Origin of the sequence: Janthinobacterium sp. SUN100 (assembly GCF_030397705.1) — a bacterium.
Classification (GTDB): Bacteria; Pseudomonadota; Gammaproteobacteria; order Burkholderiales; family Burkholderiaceae_D; genus Janthinobacterium; species Janthinobacterium kumbetense.
Genome location: NZ_JAPUBU010000001.1, coordinates 1844966 through 1866204, shown reverse-complemented (window position 1 = coordinate 1866204; position 21239 = coordinate 1844966). Strand labels below are relative to the sequence as shown.

Annotated in this window: 19 protein-coding genes; 14 read left to right on the top strand and 5 right to left on the bottom strand. The window is 66.5% G+C overall.

Going from position 1 to position 21239, the window contains the following annotated elements:
- Positions 1–31: 31 nt before the first annotated feature.
- A complete protein-coding gene (locus O0881_RS08250; protein WP_251351372.1) occupies positions 32–415 on the bottom strand; it encodes a hypothetical protein in 384 nt (127 codons plus the stop codon).
- Positions 416–752: 337 nt separating this feature from the next.
- Here O0881_RS08250 and O0881_RS08245 point away from each other — a divergent pair, with 337 nt between their 5' ends.
- Positions 753–1544, top strand: a complete 792-nt coding sequence (locus O0881_RS08245; protein WP_099667114.1) for an alpha/beta hydrolase — start codon at positions 753–755, stop codon at positions 1542–1544.
- Between the two features lie 5 nt (positions 1545–1549).
- On the opposite strand, the gene O0881_RS08240 is transcribed toward O0881_RS08245, so the two are convergent.
- Positions 1550–2245 carry a hypothetical protein gene (locus O0881_RS08240; protein WP_289910846.1) on the bottom strand — a complete coding sequence of 232 codons (696 nt, stop codon included), beginning with the start codon at positions 2243–2245 and terminating at the stop codon, positions 1550–1552.
- Between the two features lie 137 nt (positions 2246–2382).
- Here O0881_RS08240 and O0881_RS08235 point away from each other — a divergent pair, with 137 nt between their 5' ends.
- From O0881_RS08235 to O0881_RS08220, 4 genes are all read left to right on the top strand, one after another.
- Entirely contained in the window at positions 2383–3222 is an 840-nt protein-coding gene (locus O0881_RS08235) for a M15 family metallopeptidase (RefSeq protein ID WP_251351375.1), read from the top strand.
- Between the two features lie 217 nt (positions 3223–3439).
- Entirely contained in the window at positions 3440–7291 is a 3852-nt protein-coding gene (gene tssM / locus O0881_RS08230; protein ID WP_289910845.1) for a type VI secretion system membrane subunit TssM, read from the top strand.
- Positions 7288–8268, top strand: coding sequence for a type VI secretion system-associated protein TagF (gene tagF, locus O0881_RS08225; RefSeq protein WP_289910844.1), 981 nt, complete (start codon positions 7288–7290; stop codon positions 8266–8268). The genes tssM and tagF overlap by 4 nt, the downstream gene beginning before the upstream one ends.
- Positions 8269–8277: 9 nt before the next feature.
- Positions 8278–9075, top strand: a complete 798-nt coding sequence (locus O0881_RS08220) for an OmpA family protein (RefSeq protein WP_289910843.1) — start codon at positions 8278–8280, stop codon at positions 9073–9075.
- 141 nt (positions 9076–9216) lie between these two features.
- On the opposite strand, the gene icmH is transcribed toward O0881_RS08220, so the two are convergent.
- From icmH to tssJ, 3 genes are read right to left on the bottom strand one after another with little or no spacing between them, the layout of a single operon-like run.
- Positions 9217–9999: a type IVB secretion system protein IcmH/DotU gene (icmH, locus tag O0881_RS08215; RefSeq protein WP_077407211.1), complete on the bottom strand. Its 783-nt coding sequence runs from the start codon at positions 9997–9999 to the stop codon at positions 9217–9219.
- A complete protein-coding gene (gene tssK, locus O0881_RS08210) occupies positions 9996–11366 on the bottom strand; it encodes a type VI secretion system baseplate subunit TssK (RefSeq protein ID WP_289910842.1) in 1371 nt (456 codons plus the stop codon). Before tssK ends, icmH begins: the two co-directional genes overlap by 4 nt.
- A gap of 47 nt (positions 11367–11413) precedes the next feature.
- Positions 11414–12013, bottom strand: a complete 600-nt coding sequence (gene tssJ, locus O0881_RS08205) for a type VI secretion system lipoprotein TssJ (RefSeq protein WP_289910841.1) — start codon at positions 12011–12013, stop codon at positions 11414–11416.
- Positions 12014–12291: 278 nt separating this feature from the next.
- Here tssJ and O0881_RS08200 point away from each other — a divergent pair, with 278 nt between their 5' ends.
- The 9 genes from O0881_RS08200 to O0881_RS08160 all read left to right on the top strand — a co-directional run bounded on the left by O0881_RS08200 (position 12292) and on the right by O0881_RS08160 (position 21064).
- Positions 12292–12879, top strand: a complete 588-nt coding sequence (locus tag O0881_RS08200) for a tetratricopeptide repeat protein (RefSeq protein ID WP_289910840.1) — start codon at positions 12292–12294, stop codon at positions 12877–12879.
- A gap of 37 nt (positions 12880–12916) precedes the next feature.
- A complete protein-coding gene (gene tssB / locus O0881_RS08195; protein WP_099667123.1) occupies positions 12917–13426 on the top strand; it encodes a type VI secretion system contractile sheath small subunit in 510 nt (169 codons plus the stop codon).
- Between the two features lies 1 nt (position 13427).
- Positions 13428–14927: a type VI secretion system contractile sheath large subunit gene (gene tssC, locus O0881_RS08190; protein ID WP_077407195.1), complete on the top strand. Its 1500-nt coding sequence runs from the start codon at positions 13428–13430 to the stop codon at positions 14925–14927.
- A gap of 31 nt (positions 14928–14958) precedes the next feature.
- A complete protein-coding gene (locus tag O0881_RS08185; protein ID WP_034750126.1) occupies positions 14959–15450 on the top strand; it encodes a type VI secretion system tube protein Hcp in 492 nt (163 codons plus the stop codon).
- A 65-nt stretch (positions 15451–15515) separates the two neighbouring features.
- Positions 15516–15992, top strand: coding sequence for a type VI secretion system baseplate subunit TssE (gene tssE / locus O0881_RS08180; RefSeq protein WP_289910839.1), 477 nt, complete (start codon positions 15516–15518; stop codon positions 15990–15992).
- Positions 15989–18631, top strand: a complete 2643-nt coding sequence (gene tssH / locus O0881_RS08175) for a type VI secretion system ATPase TssH (RefSeq protein WP_289910838.1) — start codon at positions 15989–15991, stop codon at positions 18629–18631. The genes tssE and tssH overlap by 4 nt, the downstream gene beginning before the upstream one ends.
- A gap of 20 nt (positions 18632–18651) precedes the next feature.
- Positions 18652–19683, top strand: coding sequence for a type VI secretion system protein TssA (gene tssA, locus O0881_RS08170; protein WP_289910837.1), 1032 nt, complete (start codon positions 18652–18654; stop codon positions 19681–19683).
- Positions 19684–19716: 33 nt separating this feature from the next.
- Positions 19717–20517 (top strand): transporter substrate-binding domain-containing protein, encoded by an 801-nt coding sequence (locus O0881_RS08165; protein ID WP_289910836.1) that lies wholly within the window; start codon positions 19717–19719, stop codon positions 20515–20517.
- 34 nt (positions 20518–20551) lie between these two features.
- The gene (locus O0881_RS08160) at positions 20552–21064 is read left to right on the top strand and encodes a lipocalin family protein (protein WP_289910835.1); all 513 of its coding nucleotides are present in this window, start codon (positions 20552–20554) and stop codon (positions 21062–21064) included.
- Positions 21065–21239: the final 175 nt, after the last annotated feature.

The window sequence follows — 21239 nt, the reverse complement described above, 5'->3', positions numbered from 1 at the left end:
TGCTGGCAGGGGGCGCGCAGCGTTTCCCGGATCAGGGATCGACAAACACGTCGAAACGCACCTTGAGCGGGCTGCCCCACGAGATTTCCACCCAGGCCCGGAAGCCGCCGTTGTATGGCGCAATGTTGTACACGGCCATGCGGGCGGCGCCAATGAAACGATCCTGGGCAGTGGCGCCGTATTCGCTGATGTTGAGGAAGACGCGCGAATTGGCTTTCACGTTGGCATTGGCGAAGTTGACCGAAGGATGCACGCCGTTGGCCGTCCACGTGTAGTAGGTGGTGAAGGCGGCGGGGCTCAGGTTCAAGTCCTGCGCGGCCGCGCCTTTGGCGCTTTGGCCTTCCTGTTCCATCGGCAGCTCGGTTTCTTCCAGTGCCAGGTTGCTGCCGGTGCGATGTTCTACTTTCATTTCCATGATGTACTCCTGATCGATAGTTTGGACGCCGCGCCTGTCGTCGTGCGGCAAGACGCCCTATCTGTTGCCGTGACGGCCAGTGTCACGTCCTGGCTGATAAGGTAGCCGCCTGCTCCATGCTGTGGGAGTAAGCTATTCTAGGCAAACGCGCGGGCAAAAAGGGGGCGGCGCCACCGGAAAAACGGCGCTCGCTTGTGCTGGCGCAAACACCTTGCAGGCAGGCGGCAAGATCTTTTCCCGCAGGCTATTTTTACGGGGCGCCACGCATGCCGCGCAGGACAATGGCACAATAGGCCCAGCCGACCTGCCGATGCGGAACCCGTTGCGAGCCTAGCCCATGCCGATACTGAACCTGAGTGCCGAAACCGATATCTATTACGAATTGATCGAAGGCGACCCCGCCAAGCCCTGCCTGGTGTTCCTGCACGAGGGACTCGGTTGCTGTGCGATGTGGAAAGACTTCCCTGCGCAGCTATGCCAGGCGACGGGGTGCCGCGGCTTGCTGTACGACCGCCACGGCTATGGGCAGTCGTCGCCGCTGGCGGCGCGCCGGCAGCTCCATTATTTGCACGACTATGCGCTGTGCGAGCTGCCGCAAGTGCTGGCGGCACTGCTGCCGGGACAGGATCATTTTCTCGTCGGCCATTCCGATGGCGGCAGCATCGCCCTGATCTATGCTGCGCAGCAACCACCCCGCTTGCGCGGCATCATCACCGAAGCGGCGCACGTGTTTGTCGAGGGCATCACGCTCGAGGGCATCCGCGTGGCGGACGCGGCGTTTGGCGCGGGCAAGCTGCGCGCGCTGGCGAAATACCATGGCGACAAGACGGAGACCATCTTCAAGGCCTGGTCGGATACTTGGCTCAGCTATGGTTTCCAGTTCTGGAACATCGAGTACCTGCTGCCTTCCGTCGAATGCCCGGCGCTGGTGGTGCAGGGCAGCGAGGACCAGTACGGCAGCGCGGCCCAGGTCGACACGATCGTGGCGCAGGCGCTCAACGCCGTGCCCGCCATGGTCGAGCAGTGCGGCCATACGCCGCACCAGGAGCAGCCGCAGGCATTGCTGGCGCTGATGGAAGGCTTTTTGCAAGGCCGCATGGACGCGGCCACGCATCCGAGACACACATGAGTTCCTCAATGGCAGGCGGGATCGCTGTCCCAGCGGCCCGAACAGATGCGCGAGCGGCACAGCATGCCTTCGATCAAGCCCAGCTGCTTGCAGCGCCGTAACAGTTCCGCCGTTTCCTGCTCCTGCTCTTGTTCCTGTTTCTGCCTGCGCAGCACCACGTCGCGCACGGGCGCCGCCGTGCCTTCTTGCCGGTGCGCATGGGCCACCATCGCCGTCAGCAAGGCGACGTCGCTGTCGCCGGGCGCGGCAGCCGGCCGCGTCCCCTGCGGCCGTGCGGCCGCCTGGCGCACGGGCGGCGGCGTCTTGCGCGGCGCGCTCGTGGCCGCCGCCTCGGGCAAGGGCGGTGCCGCCGTATTGACGATGGTGGCCGCCTGCGCCGCCTGTGGCGGCACCGTTGGCGCCGGCACTGCGGGCGGCGCCATGGCCGTGGCTGGCGCTGCCGGCCGGGGCCGGGGGCGCGGCAAGACCTCCGTGTCGTAGGCGAACACGGCCGTGATCAGCACCGCCAGGCACAGCGCGCCAACGGCCCCATGCCGCCAGCCGGGACGCCAGCGCAGGGCCGGCATGGCTGCGGGCGCGGCGACGCCGTGTTCGAGCTGCGACAGGATGCCCTTGGCTTCGATGCGCACGCCAGCCGCGCCGGCCTTGCCCAGCAGGTCGGGACCGCGCGCCTGGCCATCCCCGGTTTTCAGTAAAGACAAAATATCACCTCCGCAGTGGATCAAATTCGACTGACCTTGATGTAAACCGCGCTCATGCGGGCCGCGGACGCCTACGATCTAGCGATACTGCCGAGCACGCTGCCCGGCCCCGGCTATTCCCCGTCACGGAGCGCCCCATGTTCGTCGCCCTGGTCCTGATGTATTTCTTGCTCGCCTGTTTTGCCTGCTGGCTGCTGCTGTTTCCCGGCGGCCGCGCCATCGTGCTGCACACGCTCGTCAACCTGGGTTGGCGCATGCAGCGGCGCGCGCAGCACCTGAAGGGCGGCAGCGGCGCGCAGTGGCAGCGCGTGCAACGCTACACGGGCTCGGGCATGGCGCGCGCCTGGCAACTGCTGTGGCGGCACCGCTGGCTGAGCCTGGCGGGCAGCGTGCTGGTCATCGTGCCGCCGCTGCTGGCCTGGCTGTCCAGCGACCGCATCGCCCTGCGCGGCTATGCCGACCAGCAACACGTCATCAATGACCAGGTCAGCGACTTGCTGAAAGGCGAGCAGCTGGTGCCGCCGCCGGCCTTGCCGCCGCTGCTGTTTTCCACGGCGGAAGTGACGCAGCTGCGCCCGCTGCTGGGCGGCGCCAGCCGCAACTGGCAATTGCTCGACCACGATTATGCGCAGCGTTTGCTGCTGGTCTTCAAGATCATGAAGGACGTGCATGGCTACGACATGGTCTTGCTGGAAGGCTATCGCAGTCCCGCGCGCCAGGATCAATTGGCGGCGGCCGGCCCGAACGTGACGAACGCGAGGGCGTTTCAAAGCTATCACCAGTATGGCCTGGCGGCCGATTGCGCATTCATGCATGAAGGAAAGCTCATCATTTCTGAAAAAAATGCCTGGGCCATGCGCGGCTACCGTTTATATGGCGTGACGGCCGAATCGGTGGGCCTGCGCTGGGGCGGGCGCTGGACCATGATGGACTTCGGCCACACGGAATTGCCGCAACCGCGCGTGCTGGGCAAGTAAGCCGCGCCAGCTATTCTAGCGCCGGGCGGCGGCCGGATTTTCACCGCTGCAAGCTTGCTTGCGCAGCGTCAAGGGCACATCGGCGCATGCCGCACGCTGGCGCCTGGTACTTGTCATATGTCAACAAAGGCGCGCCGCATTGCTGTCAGCATGGGCCGACTCCGCCTCGCTGCGCGGCGGCGTTCCTCCTGCTTTGCGACCTCACCCTGGGCTCATCATGCTGCGACGAATCTGGCATTTCCTCACCGACAGCCGCAATCTGACCATCCTTGGCTTCGTGGCGCTGGCCGTGTTCCTGTACCTGGGCGCCGAAGTGCTGGAAGTGGCGCTGATCTGGGCGCTGGCCTTGCTGTTGCTGGCCTTTGTCATCTGGCTGGGCCTGTGGCTGTGGCGCCGGCGCCGCGCGCGTCGCGATGCGCAGGCGCTGGGCCAGGCCATCCTCAACGAGGCCGAGATCGCCGCCGCGCAAGCGGCCTCGGCGTCGACGGCCAGCAGCACGCAGCAGGGCGAACTGGGCGCCGTGCGCACGGGCATGCTGGCCGCCATCGAAACCATCAAGACGTCCAAGCTGGGCATCAAGTCGGGCGCCGCCGCCCTGTATGAATTGCCGTGGTACATGATCATCGGCAATCCGGCCGCCGGCAAGAGCAGCGCCATCCTGCATTCGGGACTGCAATTTCCCTTCGCCGACGGCAAGATCGTGCAAGGCGTGGGCGGCACGCGCAACTGCGACTGGTTTTTCACCACAGACGGCATCGTGCTCGACACGGCGGGACGCTATTCCGTCGTCGACGAGCACCGCGGCGAGTGGTTCGGCTTTCTCGACCTGCTGAAAAAATACCGGCGCAAGGCGCCCATCAACGGCATCCTCATCGCCGTCAGCATCGCCGAACTGCGCGGCGACCCCGATGTCGGCATGCAACTGGCGCGCAGCCTGCGCAAGCGCGTGCAGGACGTCATCGAGCGCCTGGAAGTGTTCGCGCCCCTGTACATCGTGTTCACCAAGGCGGACTTGATCGCCGGCTTCGCGGAGTTTTTCGCGGATGCCGAACGCAGCGAGCGCGAACGCGTCTGGGGCGCCACCATGCCCTACCAGCGCAAGCTGCCGACGGCCGACCTGCTGGCGTTCTTCGACCAGGGTTTCGATGAATTGCACGATGGCTTGACGGAGCTGAGCCTGGCCAACATGGCGCACCGGCAACGCAAGACGATGGCGCCCGGCGTCTTCACCTTTCCGCTCGAATTCGCCGCCATCAAGCCGGCCCTGCGCGCCTTCATCGCCACCCTGTTCGAGGAAAACCCGTTCCAGTTCCAGCCCGTGTTCCGCGGCTTTTACTTTACCAGCGCGCTGCAGGAGGGCGAGCCCGTCAGTGCTTCCTCGCAGCAGGTGGCGCGCCGCTTCGACCTGGCGTTCGCGCCGGCCCCGGCCACGGTGCCATCGGGTGCGCGCCAGCATGGCTATTTCCTGCTGGAGCTGTTCCGCAAGGTCATTTTTGCCGACAAGCACCTGGTGGCCAACTATGCCAACCGCGCCAGGCTGCGCTTCAAATATGCCGTGTTCTTTGCCGCCACCGTGTCGCTGGGCGCCTGCCTGGGCGGCTGGAGCTGGTCCTACCTGGGCAACCGGCAACTGGTGGCCAACGTCGAGGCCGATCTGAACAAAGTGGTGAAGCTGCAGGAGCGGCGCCTGGACTTGCAGTCGCGCCTGGAAGCGCTGGAGATCTTGCAGGACCGCATCGAGCAACTGGAAGCGTACCGCACGCAACGGCCCTGGTCCTTGCGCCTGGGCCTGTACCAGGGGGATTTGCTCGAACGCAAGCTGCGCGAAGAGTACTTTTCCGGCGCGCGCCAGGTCATGCTCACCCCCGTGGCGGGCGCGCTGGAAGCCCTGCTGTTTGAAATGAACGCCAGCGCCGACCAGTTGCAGCCCACGGCGCGCACGCCGCAGACGCCGGCCGCCGCTTCCGTAGCGCCTTCCGCCGCGGCGCGCAGCGTGCAGTACCAGGCGGCCAGCGCGACGAACGTGGAAGATGCCTACAATGCGCTGAAAACCTATCTGATGCTGGCCGATAAATCGCATGCGGAAAGCAGTCACCTGAACGACCAGCTGACGCGCTTCTGGCGCGGCTGGCTGGAGGGGAACCGGGGCGCCATGCCGCGCGAACAGATGATACGCAGCGCCGAACGGCTGCTGACGTTTTACCTGGCGCAGATCGGCGACCCGTCCTGGCCGCGCATCGAGCCGAAGCTGGCGCTGGTCGACCAGGCGCGCGAAAACCTGCGCCGCGTGGTGCGCGGCATGCCGGCGCGCGAGCGCGTGTATGCGGACGTCAAGGCGCGCGCCTCGACGCGCTTTCCCGGCATGACGGTGGCGCGCATCGTCGGCGAACAGGATCAGTCGCTGCTGGCGGGCAGTTACGCCGTCTCCGGCGCCTTTACGCGCCAGGCGTGGGAAAAATTCGTCGAAGGCGCGTTTCGCGACGCCGCCAACCGCGAGCTGCAAAGCGCCGACTGGGTGCTGAAAAGCGCCTCCACCGACGACCTGACCCTGGAAGGCAGTCCGGAGCAGATCGAGAAAAACCTGGTGGCCATGTACAAGGCCGACTACGCGCGCGAGTGGCAAAAATTCGTGCAGGGCGTCGCCGTCGCCGACCTGAAAGGCTTCGACGGCGCCGTGCAGGCGATGAACCGCCTGGGCGACCCGCAGTCGTCGCCGGTCGCCAAACTGCTGACGACCATTTACGAGGAAACCTCGTGGGACAACCCGGCGCTGCAAAATGCCCAGTTGCGCAAGGCCGAGCGGGGCATCGTCGCCTGGTTCAAGGAAACCGTGCTGCGCCGCGCGCCGTCGCCGCTGACGGCCAATCCCGGTCTCAATGCGCAGCTCGACCCGGCCCGCCTGGACAAGCCCATGGGCCCCGTGGGCCGCGAATTTGCCGGCGTGGGCAAGCTGGTGGCGGCCAGGGACAACAATGCGTCCCTGATGCGCGCCTACCTGGAAGCGCTGTCGAAACTGCGCAGCCGCTTGAACCAGTTGAAGAACCAGGGCGATCCGGGGCCGGGTGCGCGCCAGTTCATGCAGCAGACCCTGGAGGGCAGCGGTTCCGAACTGGCCGACGCCTTGAAACTGGTCGACGAGCAGCTGCTCACGGGGATGAGCGACGCGCAAAAGCAGGCGATCCGCCCCATCCTCGTGCGCCCGCTGATGCAGACCTTCGCCGTCATCGTCGCGCCGGCCGAACTCGATATCAACAAGACCTGGGCGGCGCAAGTGTATGAGCCGTTCCAGAAATCGCTGGCGAACAAATATCCGTTTGCGCCCACGGCGCGCATCGAGGCGAGCAACCTGGAGATCGGCCAGTTCTTCGGCCCGGAAGGCCTGGTGGCGAAATTCGTCACGACGTCCATGGGACCGCTGGTGGTGCGGCGCGGCGACGTGCTGGCGCCGCGCACCTGGGCCGACATGGGCATCAGCCTGTCGCCGCAGGTGGTGGCGCGCTTTCCCGGCTGGATCGCGCCGCTGGGCGCGGGCGGCGTGGCGGCCACGTCGACGGCGGCGCAAACCGTCTTCCAGATCCAGCCGTCGCCCGCGCCGGGCACGCTGGAATACACGGTGGAGATCGACGGCCAGCAGCTACGCTACCGCAACACCCCGGCGCAGTGGACGAACATGGTGCATCCGGGCCCGCAGGGCGCGGCGGGGGGGCAGGGGGCGCGCATCACGGCCGTCACCTTCGACGGGCGCACGGTGGAACTGTTCAACGAGCCGGGACAGTTCGGCTTGAAGCGCATGATCGATGCGGCGGCCAAGAAGCGCAAGGATGGCGGCGTGTTCGAACTGCGCTGGGCGCGCGGCGAGGTGGCCGTGGCGGTCGACCTGAAAATCACCAGCAGCGCCGAGACGGCGGGCGCCGGCGCGGGCGGGACTGCGGCGGTGCAGGAGCAGGGTTTTCGCGGCATGCAGCTGCCCGAGACCATCGTCGGCGCGCCCGCTGTTCCTGCCGCGTCCGCGCCGGCGATGGCCGCCGCTCCGGCCGTTGCTGTAGCCGCAGCGGGAGTGGCGCCATGATGCGCGGGCAACAGCAGGTGCGTCTCGGCTATTTTGGCAAGATCCCCGCGCGCGGCGATTTCATCAAGGCTTGCGATAATCACGCGCTGGTGCAGCTGCTCGACGACTGGCTGGCGCAGGTGATGACTGCACTGACGGTGGAGCCGCGCTGGAAGCTCAATTACGACGCCTTGCCGCCGCTGCGCTTTGCCTTCGTCGGCACGCGCAGCCGGCGCGCCATCGCCGGGCGCCTGGAAGCGAGCAATGACCAGTCGCTGCGGCGCTTTCCCTTCATGGCCATGGGTGCGCTGGAAGTCGATGACGCGGAAGCCTTTGTCGCCTGCAGCCCGCTGGTGCTGGCGCCTCTGTGGCAGCGGGTGGAGCAGTTGTCGCAAGGCATCGTGGCCAGCGCCGAACCGTTGCCGGCCCTGCTGGCGCTGGCCGGCAACGTGGTCGACATCGAACCGGCCGCGCCGTGCCATGCGGCGCGGCTGGCCGCCTTTTTGCAGGCGCAGACGCTGCATGGCCTGCAATCGATGCTGGCTTCGCCCGCGTTTCCCGTGACGGTGCGCGAACTGCTGCTGGGCCTGGGCCTGCTGCTGCGGCCCGTGCGCCAGTGCGGCTTGCCGCGCCTGGAGAAAAGCCTGGTGCTTCCGCTGCCGCAGGACGCGCAGCTGCGCGAACTGGTGGCCAGCTTCTGGCTGCACCTGATCGCGCCCTTCCTGCGCCAGGCCGACTTCGAACTGGCGCTGTTCTTTTCCCACCTCGACGAGGCGCCCGTGCTGGTGATCGGCTTTTGCGGCGCCGACCCGCACGGCTTGCGCGCGCTGATCGATCCGCAGGCCGGCAGCGAACGGCTGATCGTCTTCGACCAGCTCGACTGGGTCGAGGAGCAGCTGGGACACGATGCGGCGCTGCGCCAGTTTTCCGCCTGCCTGCAGCAGGAGCAGCTGTCGCTGCGCTCGGCCTGCGCCATGTTTGCCGATACCTTTGCCTGAAGGATTGCGATGAAATCTCCCGTCATTTTCCTGCTGCCGCTGCTGCTTGCCGCCACCTCTTGCCACGCCCAAGCGCAGGCGCAGGCGCAGGCGCCCCAGACGCCGATGCCGGGGCAGATCCTCGTCACGGGCACCCTGGCCGACGAGGCGGGCAAGGCGGCCGTGCTGGCCCGCCTGCGCGAACTGTATGGTGCCGAGCGCGTGGTCGACCAGATCGCCATCGGCAACGTGGCCATGCCGGCCAACTGGAACGGCTACGTGCAAAAGCTGATCGCGCCGAACCTGAAGCTCATTTCACGGGGACAGATCAGCATCGACGGCAACAACGTCAGCGTGCGCGGCGAAGTGGCGAACGAGGCGCAGCGCCAGCAGATTGCCAGCGACATCGCCACCAGCCTCAATCCCACGTATGTCGTCAACAATGGCTTGCGGGTCAAGGCGGCCGAGGCCGAGCAAGGCTTGCTCGATGCGGCGCTGGACAAGCGCATCATCGAATTCGACAGCGGCAAGGCGTCCATCACGCCGGCCGGCCTGGCCATCCTCGACGAGATGGCCGCCGCCATGCTCAGGCTGCGGGGCCGCAAGGTGGAGGTGATCGGCCACACGGACGACACGGGCCTGCGCGCCAGCAATGTGGCCCTGAGCCAGGCGCGCGCCGAAGCCGTGCGCGCCTACCTGGCCGGCAAGGGCGTCGTCGCCGATACGGTGCTGGTGTCGGGCCAGGGGCCGGACCGCCCCGTGGCCAGTAACGCCACGGCCGATGGCCGGGCGAGAAACCGGCGCATCGAGTTCCGTATTGCGCAATAGATTGGGTTGACGCCTCACAAAACCGTAGCGAGCGGATGAGAGTTGTGGCCGAGAAGCGCAGGTGTGCGAATGCACGGGGGCGCCGAGTCATTGAGCATCGCAGGCCGCAAATCTCGACGCGCAGTAGGTTCTGTGAGGTGTTCAGGGCAGTGTGATCGTGAGGTGCGCCGGGCGCGGCGCCAGCTTGACCAGGTCCGCATACGCGGCCAGGGTCGTCTGCGTGCCGCGCGTCAGATGCGTTTTCAGGCCCAGGTAGGCGCAGATGGCCAGCAGGGCGAAAAAGCTCGACAGCGCCCACAGCGGCACGTCGCTGCCGCGCTTGTTGACCACCTGGTCGGGGCGTTCCGCGCGCGGCGCGAAGCCGCGGCTCTTGCCCTTGATGTGGGCGATTTCGTCGCCCAGGCGCGCCGTCAGGTAGCTGAGTTTTTCGCCGCCGTCGATCGCATACTTGCCCTGGAATCCCAGCAACAGGCACATATGGAAGACCTGCAGCGCCTGAACGCGCATGGCGCCCTTGCCGCGCAAGGCGTCGAGGCGGTCGAAAAAATGTTCGCCGGCCAGCTGGTCGCCGAAGATCAGCAACTGCAGCGGGCGCCGCTCCCACTGCTTGCGCAGCGTGAAGGGCGAGGCCAGGATGATTTCATCGACGGCCGCGCAAAACGCATATTTGGCCGCCTCGATATCGTCGCCGTCGGCGCGGATCTTTTTCGCCTCGCGTTCGAAGTCGTCGAGGAAGGCCGTGATGCGGTCCATGAAGCCTTGCTCGTCGCCGGGCGCCGAGCCGTGCTTCAGCATGAACAGCATGTAAAAGCCTTCATGCATCAGGTCCAGCAGGGCGCTGCCGGCATGGCGGGCGCCGGCAGGGGCGGGGCCGCGTGGTCCCAGCAGGGAAGGCGCCGCGCGCCGTTCGATGAGCTGGCTCATGCCGTCACCGCGATCAGTTCCAGCTGCAGGTCGCGTATGCCGGCCGGCACGTACACGGAAATCGATTGCGCCTTGAGCATCTGCTCGTACAGCGCGCCGCGGTTTTCAATCGCAAAATAATAGGTGTCGGGCCGCACGGGGATGGCGGCCGGCACTTGCGGCGCATGCGACAGTTTCAGGCCGGGCATGGCCGTGAGTACGCATTTCTCCACGTCGTCGGGCGCGCCCACCTTCACGCGCAGCGGCACCACGTCGACCAGTTCGATGGCCGGCATGGCGGCGCGGATCGCCAGGTACAAGGTGGTGTGCTGGTCGATCTTGCCCGAATCGAGCTTGCCCAGGTAGTACGACGGCTGCTCTTCCAGCAGGGCGATGGAAAAATATTTCGACGAGATGACGGTGTCGAGCAGTTCGCGGATGATGCCGTCGAGGGCGTCGAAGCAGGCGCCCGGCTGCGCGTGGTCGTAGGCGGGCAGGCTGGCCAGCGTGTAATGCTTGGAGTAGCTGAGCAGGCCGCCCGCCAGGCCCAGCAGCGCCTCGTACAGGCGCTCCGGATGCAGGGCCGGATGGCGCACGTAATGCATCAGCGCGGCGGCGGCCGTGCTGACCGTGTGCAGCAGCCAGAACGAGGACACGTCGCCGGAGCGGAACTCGATCACGTTGCGGCTCGGTTCCCGGTGGTGGCCGTGCAGCGCGCTCACCTTCGCCTGCAAGGCGTCGAGCAGGTGTTCCAGCACGCCCTGCAGGCGCGGCGCGCCGGCGATCGCCAGGCTGGGCGCCATGAACGAGGGCACGGGCTCGAAGCCGCCCGACACCGTGCGCCGCAGGGCGATCAGCGGCAGACAGTCGTAGGAGCCGCGCGCCTCGCTGTCGGGGATCAGGCGCACGCTCTTCTTCAGGTAAGCCACGTCGGCCACGGCGGACTCCGTGAACAGGTCGGGCGTGGCGCGCAGCGCGTGCGCAAAGCGCGTGGCCGCCGGCGTGCCTGCCGTTGTCGCCTGCGCCGTGTAGTTCATGCCTTCGCCGTTGAGGATGGGCAGCGCCGCGTAATACGTCACTTCCTGCACCGCCGGCGGCAGCGCTTCCAGGTCCACCGGCGGGGGCAGGGTATCGCTGCCCGTTGCGCCGTCGCCCAGCGCCTCGAACACTTCGCCGTCGCGGAAGATCGCCGACAGCGCCTGCAGGCGCAAGGTGCCCGTCTTCAGCGCCGCCAGGTCCCACTCCATGTGCGTCACGCCCCACAGGTAGGGATGCAGCGCGCTGGCCGTGTGATGCAGGCGCGCTTCGTGATATTGATCCTGGCGCTGGAAATGCTGCGGCCGCAGGAACAGGCCCTCTCCCCACAAGATTTTCGCTGCCATGCCCATTGCGTTTCTCCTTGAATGTGTGGCGTGCCGCTGCCGCCGTTACTGCGTTAGCGGCAGCGCAGGGTGGACAGCGGCGCCGTGCCGCCGTCCATGCCGGCCACGCTGAGCGCGCAGGCGTGCAGGCCGACGGTGATGCCGCCGCGTTCCGCGTCGGCGGCGGCAAAGGTGGCGCGCCAGCGCTGCGCCGCAGGCGCGCGGAACAGGGCCACGACGCCGATGAAATGCGCTTCCTTGCTGACTTTTTCCTGCACCTCGTAGCGCTGGCCCGGCACCAGCAGCACTTCCTTCACTTCCATCAGGTCGGCGCCCAGCGCCGTCTTTTCACGCTGCGTGTCGAGGAAGCTGTCGTACGGCGCCTGCTCGAAGGCGGCGCTCTGGCGCAGCTTGTAGATGCGCGCCACCAGCGCCAGCGGCCGGCCGTCGGCATCCGTGTTGAGGCGCTGCGCCGCATGCAGGCGGATGCTGACATTGCGCGGCGGCTTTTGCGCGTCGGGCAGTTCGGGCGGCGGCTTGGCCGCGCCGGCCATCTGCAGCGCCGCGTTGGCCAGGGTGCCGATGGCGCCGCCCGCGCAGCCGGCCAGCGGCAACGCCAGCAGCAGTAGCGCGGCGGTGCGGGCCAGGCGGCGGAGCGGGGCGTCAAATGGCATGGCTGCTCTTTGCAAAGTGAAGAATGGAAATAAATGTGCTGTAGTCATTTAAACGCATGCAGGGGCGACCCGCTTGCGCTGGCGCAAAATCGGTCAGCGATCAAGACAATTACTGCGCCAGATCAGGTTTCATGTCGCTGTACGCGGCTGTGATGTGGAACTTCTTCTTTGCTGATTAATCTCAATCTGGCAAAAAAATTGGCGATCAATAATGGCCTCCACCAAGGCGCCGCCCATCTTTCCCAGCGGTAGCGTCCTCCACGTGAAGGAATGCCCCGATGAAGCCAGCCACCGTGTTGCCCCGTATTGCCTGCCTCGCCAGCGCCTTGCTGCTGGCCGCCTGTGCCTCGCCGGACCAGCCGGCGCCCAAGAAACCTGCCGCGCCGACCCTGGCGCAAGTGATGAGCGACGCCGATGCGGCGGCGCGCGCCGGCCAGTACGAGCGGGCGATGACCCTGCTCAAGGGCGGCGGCAGCAGCTACCCCGCCGACAAGGCGCCGTGGCTGCAAATGGCGCAAATGAAGTTCGACCGCGGCCAGTACGGCGACGCCATCGGCCATGCGCTCGAAGCGCTGGAGCGCGACCCGGACGACAAGGTCGCCAACAGCATCGTCGCCGTCAGCGGCTTGCGCCTGTCCGGCAAGGCGCTGGCCGACCTGTCGCGGCAAAACAATCTGAATGGCTCGCTGCGCTCGGAAGCGCAGGACCTGGCCAAGCTGCTGCGCGCGAGCATCGGCGAAGACGTGCTGGTGCCGCCGGCCAAGCGCCCGCCGGCGGGCGGCAAGCGCGCCGCCGGTTCCGGCACGCCGGCGGCGAAGGGCGCGGCGCAAGGCAGCACGGCCGACCCGTTCAGCGGCCTGAAATAAGCCGGCATCCCCACCATCCCCTTGCAAAGGAAGCGACATGCCCAAGTCCGACAGCGTGCAAAAACGCCTGAAGCAGATACGCGCGCCGCGCGTGCAAATGACCTACGACGTCGAAATCGGCGACGCGATTGAAAACAAGGAGCTGCCCTTCGTGGTCGGCGTGCTGGGCGACTTTGGCGGCAATCCGGACAGCGAAAAAAAGCGCCTGAAGGACCGGAAGTTCGTCGCCCTCGACCGCGACAACTTCGACGAAGTGCTGGCCGGCGTGGAGCCGGTGGCCCGTTTCGCCGTGCCGAACCGCCTCGGCGAGGCGGGCGGCACGTTCGCCGTCGACCTGCACTTCCGCTCGATGGACGACTTCCGCCCGGAATCGGTGGTGCGCCAGGTCGACCCCTTGCGCAAGCTGCTCGAGGCGCGCACCAAGCTGGCCGACTTGCGCAACAAGCTGGCCGGCAACGACAAGCTGGAAGACTTGCTGACGGAAGTGCTGAACAACACGGATAGCCTGGCCACCCTGAAACCGCAGTTCCCAGCGCAGGAGGATTGAGATGAGCGCCCAGGCAGAAGCCCCAGAATCCCTCGCTGTATCCGCACCCGATGCGCCGGCCGCCACCGACTTGCTGGACCAGATCGTCGAGCAAAGCCGCGTTGCCAAGTCCGGCGCCGAACATGCGCGCGCGCGCGACCTGATCTCGGAACTGGTGGCGCAGGTGCTCGACGGCACGGTGCTGATGTCCAGCAGCCTGTCGGCCACGCTGGATGCACGCGTGGCGGAAATCGACCGCCTGATTTCCGCCCAGCTCAGCGAAATCATGCACGCGGCGCCGTTTCAGCAGCTCGAACAAAGCTGGACGGGGCTGCGCTACCTGGTCGGCAATTCCGATACGGGCACGCGCCTGCAGATCCGCATGTTCAACGCCACCAAGCGCGAACTGGTGAAGGATTTCCAGGCCGCGCTGGAGTTCGACCAGAGCAGCATGTTCAAGAAGGTGTATGAAGAGGAATTCGGCACCTTCGGCGGCGCGCCGTTCGCCGCGCTGCTGGGCGACTTTGCCATCTCGCGCCAGCCGGAAGACATGTATTTCGTCGAACAGATGTCGCACATCGCCGCCGCCGCGCATGCGCCGTTCATCGCCTCGGCCGCGCCGGAACTGTTTGGCCTGGAAAGCTACGGCGACCTGGGTAAGCCGCGCGACCTGGCCAAGGTGTTCGACACCATCGAGTACGCGAAATGGAAAGCCTTCCGCGAATCCGAGGATGCGCGCTATGTGGGCCTGACCTTGCCCCGCTTCCTGGGCCGCCTGCCGTTCAATCCCGTCGACGGCACCACGGTGGAAGGTTTCAATTTTGTCGAGGAAGTCGACGGCAGCGACCACCACAAATACCTGTGGTGTAACGCCGCGTATGCGTTCGGCTGCAAGCTGACGCGCGCCTTTGCCGACTACGGCTGGTGCGCCGCCATCCGCGGCGTGGAGGGCGGCGGCCTGGTGGACGACCTGCCGACCCACACCTTCAAGACGGACGAGGGCGACGTGGCCCTGAAATGCCCGGCCGAAGTGGCGATCACCGACCGCCGCGAAAAGGAATTGAGCGACTTGGGTTTCATCTCGCTGGTGCACTGCAAGAACACGGCGTATGCGGCGTTCTTCGGCGCGCAGTCGGCGCAGAAAAGCCGCAAGTACAACAGCGACGCGGCCAACGCGAATGCGGTGCTGTCGTCGCAGCTGCAGTACATCTTTGCCGTCTCGCGCATCGCCCATTACATGAAGGCCATGATGCGCGACAAGATCGGCAGCTTTGCCGCCGCCTCCAACGTGGAGGATTTTTTGAACCGCTGGCTGATGCAGTACGTGCTGCTCGACGATAACGCCAGCCAGGAACAGAAGGCGCAGTTCCCCCTGCGCGAAGCGTCCGTGCAGGTGCATGAAGTGCCGGGCCGGCCCGGCGTGTACCGCGCCGTGTCCTTCCTGCGGCCGCACTTCCAGCTCGATGAATTATCCGTTTCGCTCCGACTGGTCGCGGAGTTGCCGAAGTCGACCAATTCCTGATCCACCCCTCTTTCAACCACAGGAGCACACCATGGCAATCGATGTATATCTGCAGATAGACGGCATCAAGGGCGAGTCCACCGACGACAAGCACAAGGACTGGATCGAGTGCAAATCGGTCAGCTGGAGCGTCGAGCAGCCGAAGTCCGCCACCGCGTCGACGGGCGGCGGCCACACGGCCGAACGCTGCGAGCACAAGGACATCGTCATCTCCAAGCTGGCCGACCTGGCCTCGCCGGTGCTGCTGCAGACCTGCTCGGCCGGCAAGACCATCCCCAAGGCGCGCTTCGAATTCATGCGCGCCGACGGCCAGGGCGAGCGCGTCAAGTACTTTGAAATCGAAATCGAGAATGTGCTGATCGGCGCCGTCACGCCGAACGTGGAGGAGGGCGACATCCTCGGTGAACACGTCGGCTTCAAGTTCTCGAAAGTGAAGTGGAAATACACGCAGCAAAAAGTGACGGGCGGCGCCGGCGGCAATACCTCGGGCGGCTGGGACCTGGCCGCGAACCGCGTGGCTTGATCCATCCTCGCGCGGCGCGCGGCGGCCACCTGCGCCCGCGCCGCGCCGACTTTTCAGGAGAGCGCATGGACAGTTATGTACCTGGCCTGTTCGACCGCCTGATGGGCGACGGCGGTGCGGCGGCGGGCGGCGTGGCGCCGCGCCTGTCGCTGGAACAATTGAAGGATGCGGTGGCGCGCGACCTGGAAGAGCTGCTCAATACGCGCGTGGCCCTGCCGCCCCGCGCGCTCGACGCGTATCCGGAATGCGCGGCCTCCATCGTCAACTATGGCTTGATCGACTTCGCCGGCATGTGTTTGTCCAGCAGCGACGACCGCGCCCGCATCTGCGCTGCGCTGAAGGCCGCCATCGAACGCCACGAGCCGCGCCTGCGCAATGTGCGCGCCCGCCTGGAACGGGAAGCGGGCGCCATCAACCGGGTCGGCTTCGTCATCAGCGGCACCCTGGCCGTGAGGTCCGGTGGCGAGACGGTCAATTTCGACGCCGTGCTGCAGCCGTCGTCGCTGCGCTATTCGATCAACCGCAAGGGAGCCGCCGCATGAGCAATAACTTGAAAACCTTGATCGCCAAGCTGAATGATACGGCGCGCACGGCCGCCACCCGCGCCGCCGCCATCTGCGTGGGACTGGGCCAGTATGAAGTCGATATCGAACACCTGTTCCTGGCGCTGCTGGAGCAGGAGCGCAGCGATTTCGTCACCATCGCGCGGCGCAGCGAAATCAGCCTGACGGCGCTGGAAGCGGACCTGCGCCGGGAGATCGGCGGCTTCCGCACGGGCAGCGCACGCACGCCCGTGTTTTCGCCCCACTTGCCGCTGCTGTTCGAACACGCCTGGCTGATCGCCTCGCTGGACACGGCGCAGCCAGGCCCCATCCGCAGCCGCCATCTGCTGTTGGCGCTGCTGACGGAGCCGGAACTGTCGCAGCTCGCGTACCGCGGCTCGAAGCTGTTCGCCCGCTTCAGCGTGGAGCAATTGAAGCACCATCCGGACAAGCTGACGGCCGGCTCAGGCGAGGAGGAAAGCGCTGGCGTGCCGCGGCTTTCCGACACCGGCGACGATCCTGTTGCTAGCCTGGCCAGCAAAACCCCGGCGCTGGACCAGTTCACCACCGACCTGACGCAGCTGGCGCGCGACGGCAAGCTCGATCCCGTGATCGGCCGCGAGGCGGAGATACGCCAGGCCGTCGACATCCTGCTGCGCCGGCGCCAGAATAATCCTATTTTGACGGGCGAGGCGGGCGTGGGCAAGACGGCCGTGGTGGAAGGCCTGGCCCTGCGCATCGCCGCCGGCGACGTGCCCGAGGTGCTGCAGGGCGCGCGCATCCACGCGCTCGACATGGGCTTGCTGCAGGCCGGCGCCAGCGTGAAGGGAGAATTCGAAAGCCGTTTAAAGAATGTCATCGACGAGGTGACGAAAAGCCCGCACCCCGTCATCCTCTTCATCGACGAGGCGCATACGATGATCGGCGCCGGCGGCCAGGCGGGGCAGAACGATGCGGCCAATCTACTGAAACCGGCGCTGGCGCGCGGCGCCCTGCGCACCATCGCCGCCACCACCTGGAGCGAGTACAAGAAGTATTTTGAAAAGGATGCGGCGCTGGCGCGGCGCTTCCAGGTGGTGAAGGTGGAAGAGCCCAGCGAAGACATCGCCTGCGCCATGCTGCGCGCCATGGCGCTGCTGATGGAGCGCCATTTCGGCATCCGCGTGCGCGACGCGGCCATCGTCGAGGCGGTGCGCCTGTCGCACCGCTACATCAGCGGGCGCCAGCTGCCCGACAAGGCCATCGGCGTGCTCGATACGGCGTGCGCCAAGGTGGCGCTGGGCCAGCGCGCCACGCCGGCGCAGCTGGAAAACGCGCACCGGCGCCAGGAACGCATCGGCGCGGAAATCGCCGCCCTGGCCCGCGAGGCGGCCGAGGGCGAAGTGCCCGGCAAAGCCGGCGCCGCGCGCCTGGCGCAGCTGCGGCGCGAGCATGACGAAGGGCAGGCGGCGGTCGCGGCGCTGGCGCAGCGCTGGGAGCGCGAAAAGGCGCTGGTGGCGCAGATCGGCGAGCTGCGCGCGCAGCTGCGCGGCGAGCGGCCTGGCGAGATCGGCGCGGCGCGCCTGCTGGCGCTGAAGGACGAGCTGGCGGCCCTGCAGGGCGACGCGCCGCTGTCGCCGCTGGAAGTCGATGCGCAGGTGGTGGCCGGCATCGTCGCCGGCTGGACCGGCATCCCGCTGGGGAAAATGCTCAAGAACGAAATCCGCACGGTGCTGACCCTGGACGGCGCGCTGCGCGAACGGGTGCTGGGACAGGACCACGTCATCGAGGCCGTGGCGCAGCGCGTGCGCACGGCGCGCGCCAGCCTGGACGACCCGGACAAGCCGCAAGCCGTGTTCCTGTTCACGGGGCCGTCCGGCACGGGCAAGACGGAAACGGCGCTGGCGCTGGCCGACTTGCTGTATGGCGGCGAGCGCAAGCTCATCAGCATCAACATGAGCGAGTACCAGGAAGCGCACAGCGTGGCTGGCCTGAAAGGCTCGCCGCCCGGCTATGTCGGCTATGGCGAAGGCGGCGTGCTGACGGAAGCCGTGCGGCGCCAGCCCTACAGCGTGGTGCTGCTCGACGAAGCGGAAAAGGCCCATCCCGATGTGCTGGAACTGTTCTTCCAGGTGTTCGACAAGGGCGTGCTCGACGATGCGGAAGGACGCGAAGTCGATTTTCGCAATACCATCATCATCGCCACCTCGAACCTGGGTTCGGGCGCGATGATGGCCGCCTGCCTGAACCGGGCGGCGCAGGACTTGCCCACGCCGGCCGCGCTGGAAGAACTGGTGCGACCGCAACTGGTGGCGCACTTCAAGCTGGCCTTGCTGGGGCGCCTGAAGGTGCTGCCATTCTATCCCCTGAACGACGCGGTGCTGGCCGAGATCATCGCCCTGAAGCTGGCGCGCATCGGGGCGCGCATCGCGCGCAACCACCAGGCGCAGTTCAGCCATGACGCGGGCCTGGTCGACGCCGTGCTGGCGCGCTGCACCGAGGTCGATTCGGGCGCGCGCAACGTCGACCAGATCCTCAACGGCAGCCTGCTGCCGGCGATCGCCGAAGCGGTGCTGGCGCGCATGGCCGCGGGCGAGCCGGTCGCGTCGATACGCGTCAGCGCGAACAAGCAGGGGCAGTTCAAGTACACGATCCGATAATCCACCTTCCGGAGAGCGCCATGTTCAATCTGGAGCAGTTGCTGCACCCCGTCAGCGCCGTCAGCCCCTGCGGCGACGACCTCACCTTCAGCCAGGAGCTCGACGCCATCGCGCGCGCGCGCCAGCACGACGACCCGAGCCTGGACCAGGGCGAGTGGGTGACGGCGCTGAAGGAAGCCGACTGGCCATTCGTGGCGACGCGCTGCGAACAGCTGATCGCGGCGCGCAGCAAGGATTTGCGCATGGCCGTGTGGCTGGCCGAGGCGCACGCGAAGACGCGCCATTTCCGTGGCCTGGGCGATGGCTACGCGCTGCTGGCCGGCCTGTGCGAACGTTACTGGGATGGCCTGTACCCGCCGGCGGAAGAGGGCGACCAGGAACAGCGCATCGGCAATGTCTTCTGGCTGCTGTCGCGCACGCCGCAGCTGCTGCGCGAGATCCCGCTGACCGAAGGCGCCGACGGCCTGTATTCGCTGCAGGATTTCGATGCGGCGCGCCAGCGCGCGGCCGCCAGCGTAGCGCAGGGCGCGGCCGATCAGGGCTGGGGCGACGCGCGCCACGACGAAGCGGCAACCCTGGCGCAGATGGAGGCGGCGCGGCACAGGAACACGCGCGCCTTTTCCGACGGCTTGCTGGCCGATGCGCAGTACTGCATGCAGTCGCTGCTGGCGTTCGAGCGCAGCGTCGATGCGCGTTTCGGCGCCGACGGTCCGAGTTTCCGCGCCGCGCGCGAAGCGCTGGAAAACGCCATTCATTTCATCGCGCCGCTGTCGCCTGGCGCGGATTTTATCGGCGCCCCGGCGGCGGCCGGCCAGGCCGCCGGCGAGGGCGGCGGCGCCATCGTGCAGCGCCAGCAGGCGCTGGCCCAGCTGCGCCAGGTGGCCGATTTCTTCCGCCGCACGGAGCCGCACAGCCCCGTCGCCTACCTGGCCGAGAAGGCCGCCAGCTGGGGCGAGCTGCCGCTGCACCTGTGGCTGCGCGCCGTCGTGAAGGATGCCAATACCCTAGCACAGCTCGACGACATGCTGGGTACGAACAGTGCAAACGGGTGATGCCGCTGACCCCTTCCATGCTACTCTTCGGGCATGTCCAGAATGCTCATCTTGCCTGCCGCGCTATGCCTGTTCATCGCCGCCGGCGCGCGGGCCGGCACTGCGGTGCCGCTGGTGATTTACGGCGACGACGACTATCCGCCGTACTCCTACGTTGAAAACGGCCAGCTGAAAGGCATTTATACGGAGATCGTGCACGAAGCGGCGCAATCGATGCCGCAGTATGCGGTGCAGCTGCGCCCCGTGCCCTGGAAGCGGGGCTTGCTGATGCTGCAGACGGGCGAGGCCTTCGCCCTGTATCCGCCGTATTCCTGGCGCAGCGAGCGGCCGTATGTGCGCTATTCCGTGCCGCTGCTGATGGAACAGCTGGTGGTGCTGTGCAACCAGGACGTGCTGGCCAGGCGCAAGCTGCGGCAATGGCCCGCCGATTACGGCGGCCTGCACATCGGCGTGAACGCCGGTTTCCTGCCGGGCGACGCGGGATTGATGGCGTCCCTGCGCGCTGAAAAAATCGTGCTCGATCCCGCCAAGGGCACGCGCACGAATTTGCTCAAGCTGATGCGCGGACGCATCGATTGCTATGTCAGCGACCGCCTGTCGGCGCAGTGGGAATTGCAGCGCATCCGGCGCGAGGGACCGCCGGGCACGCCGATGCAGGCAATCGAGGAAACGGCGCAGCTGGCCAGCCAGCAAGGCCACCTGGGTTTTACGGCGCGCCAGCCTGCCGCCTATCCTTATCGCGATGACTTTATCGAACAATTCAACGCGGCCATCGTGCGCATGCAAAATAGCGGCGCGATCCGCCGCATCGTCGAGCGCGCATTGCAACCCTGACGCTGCCTCCTTGATTCACCCGATGGAGAAGACCATGAAAAAATTGCTGTTTCTGAGTGTGCTCGTGCTGGCCGGCTGCGTGGGCCGCCCCGACAATATTGTGCCTGTCAGTCACTTCGACACGACCCGCTATCTGGGAAAATGGTATGAGATCGCGCGCCTCGACCATTCGTTCGAGCGGGGCCTGAGCCAGGTGACGGCCGATTACAGCCTGCGCCAGGATGGCGGCCTGAAGGTGCTCAACCGCGGCTACAAGGATGCGGATGCGAAGTGGAAGGAAGCGGAAGGCAAGGCGTATTTCGTGGACAAGAAAGACGTGGGCTACCTGAAAGTGTCGTTTTTCGGCCCCTTCTATGGTTCCTACATCGTCTTCGACCTCGACCAGAAAAATTACAGCTATTCCATGATCAGCGGCCCGGACAAGTCGTACTTCTGGCTGTTGTCGCGCACGCCCACCATGGACCCTGCCTTGCAGCAGCGCTTGATCGAGAAAGCCGGCGGCCTGGGTTTTGATACGTCAAAATTGATCTATGTAAAGCAAAACTGACCTTGCTTGCCTGCCGCCCGTTCGTGGCGGCAAAGCGCCTTCTGGTTGTTGCTTTTCTGCATGTTATTTCTTGCAATACCACTCTGATTCACTCACAATCTGCTCCAAAGTAGTGCGCTGCGGCGCGCTGCCATTCCGGTGGCGACGTTCGCGTTGCGCCACCGCTCGTGATTGC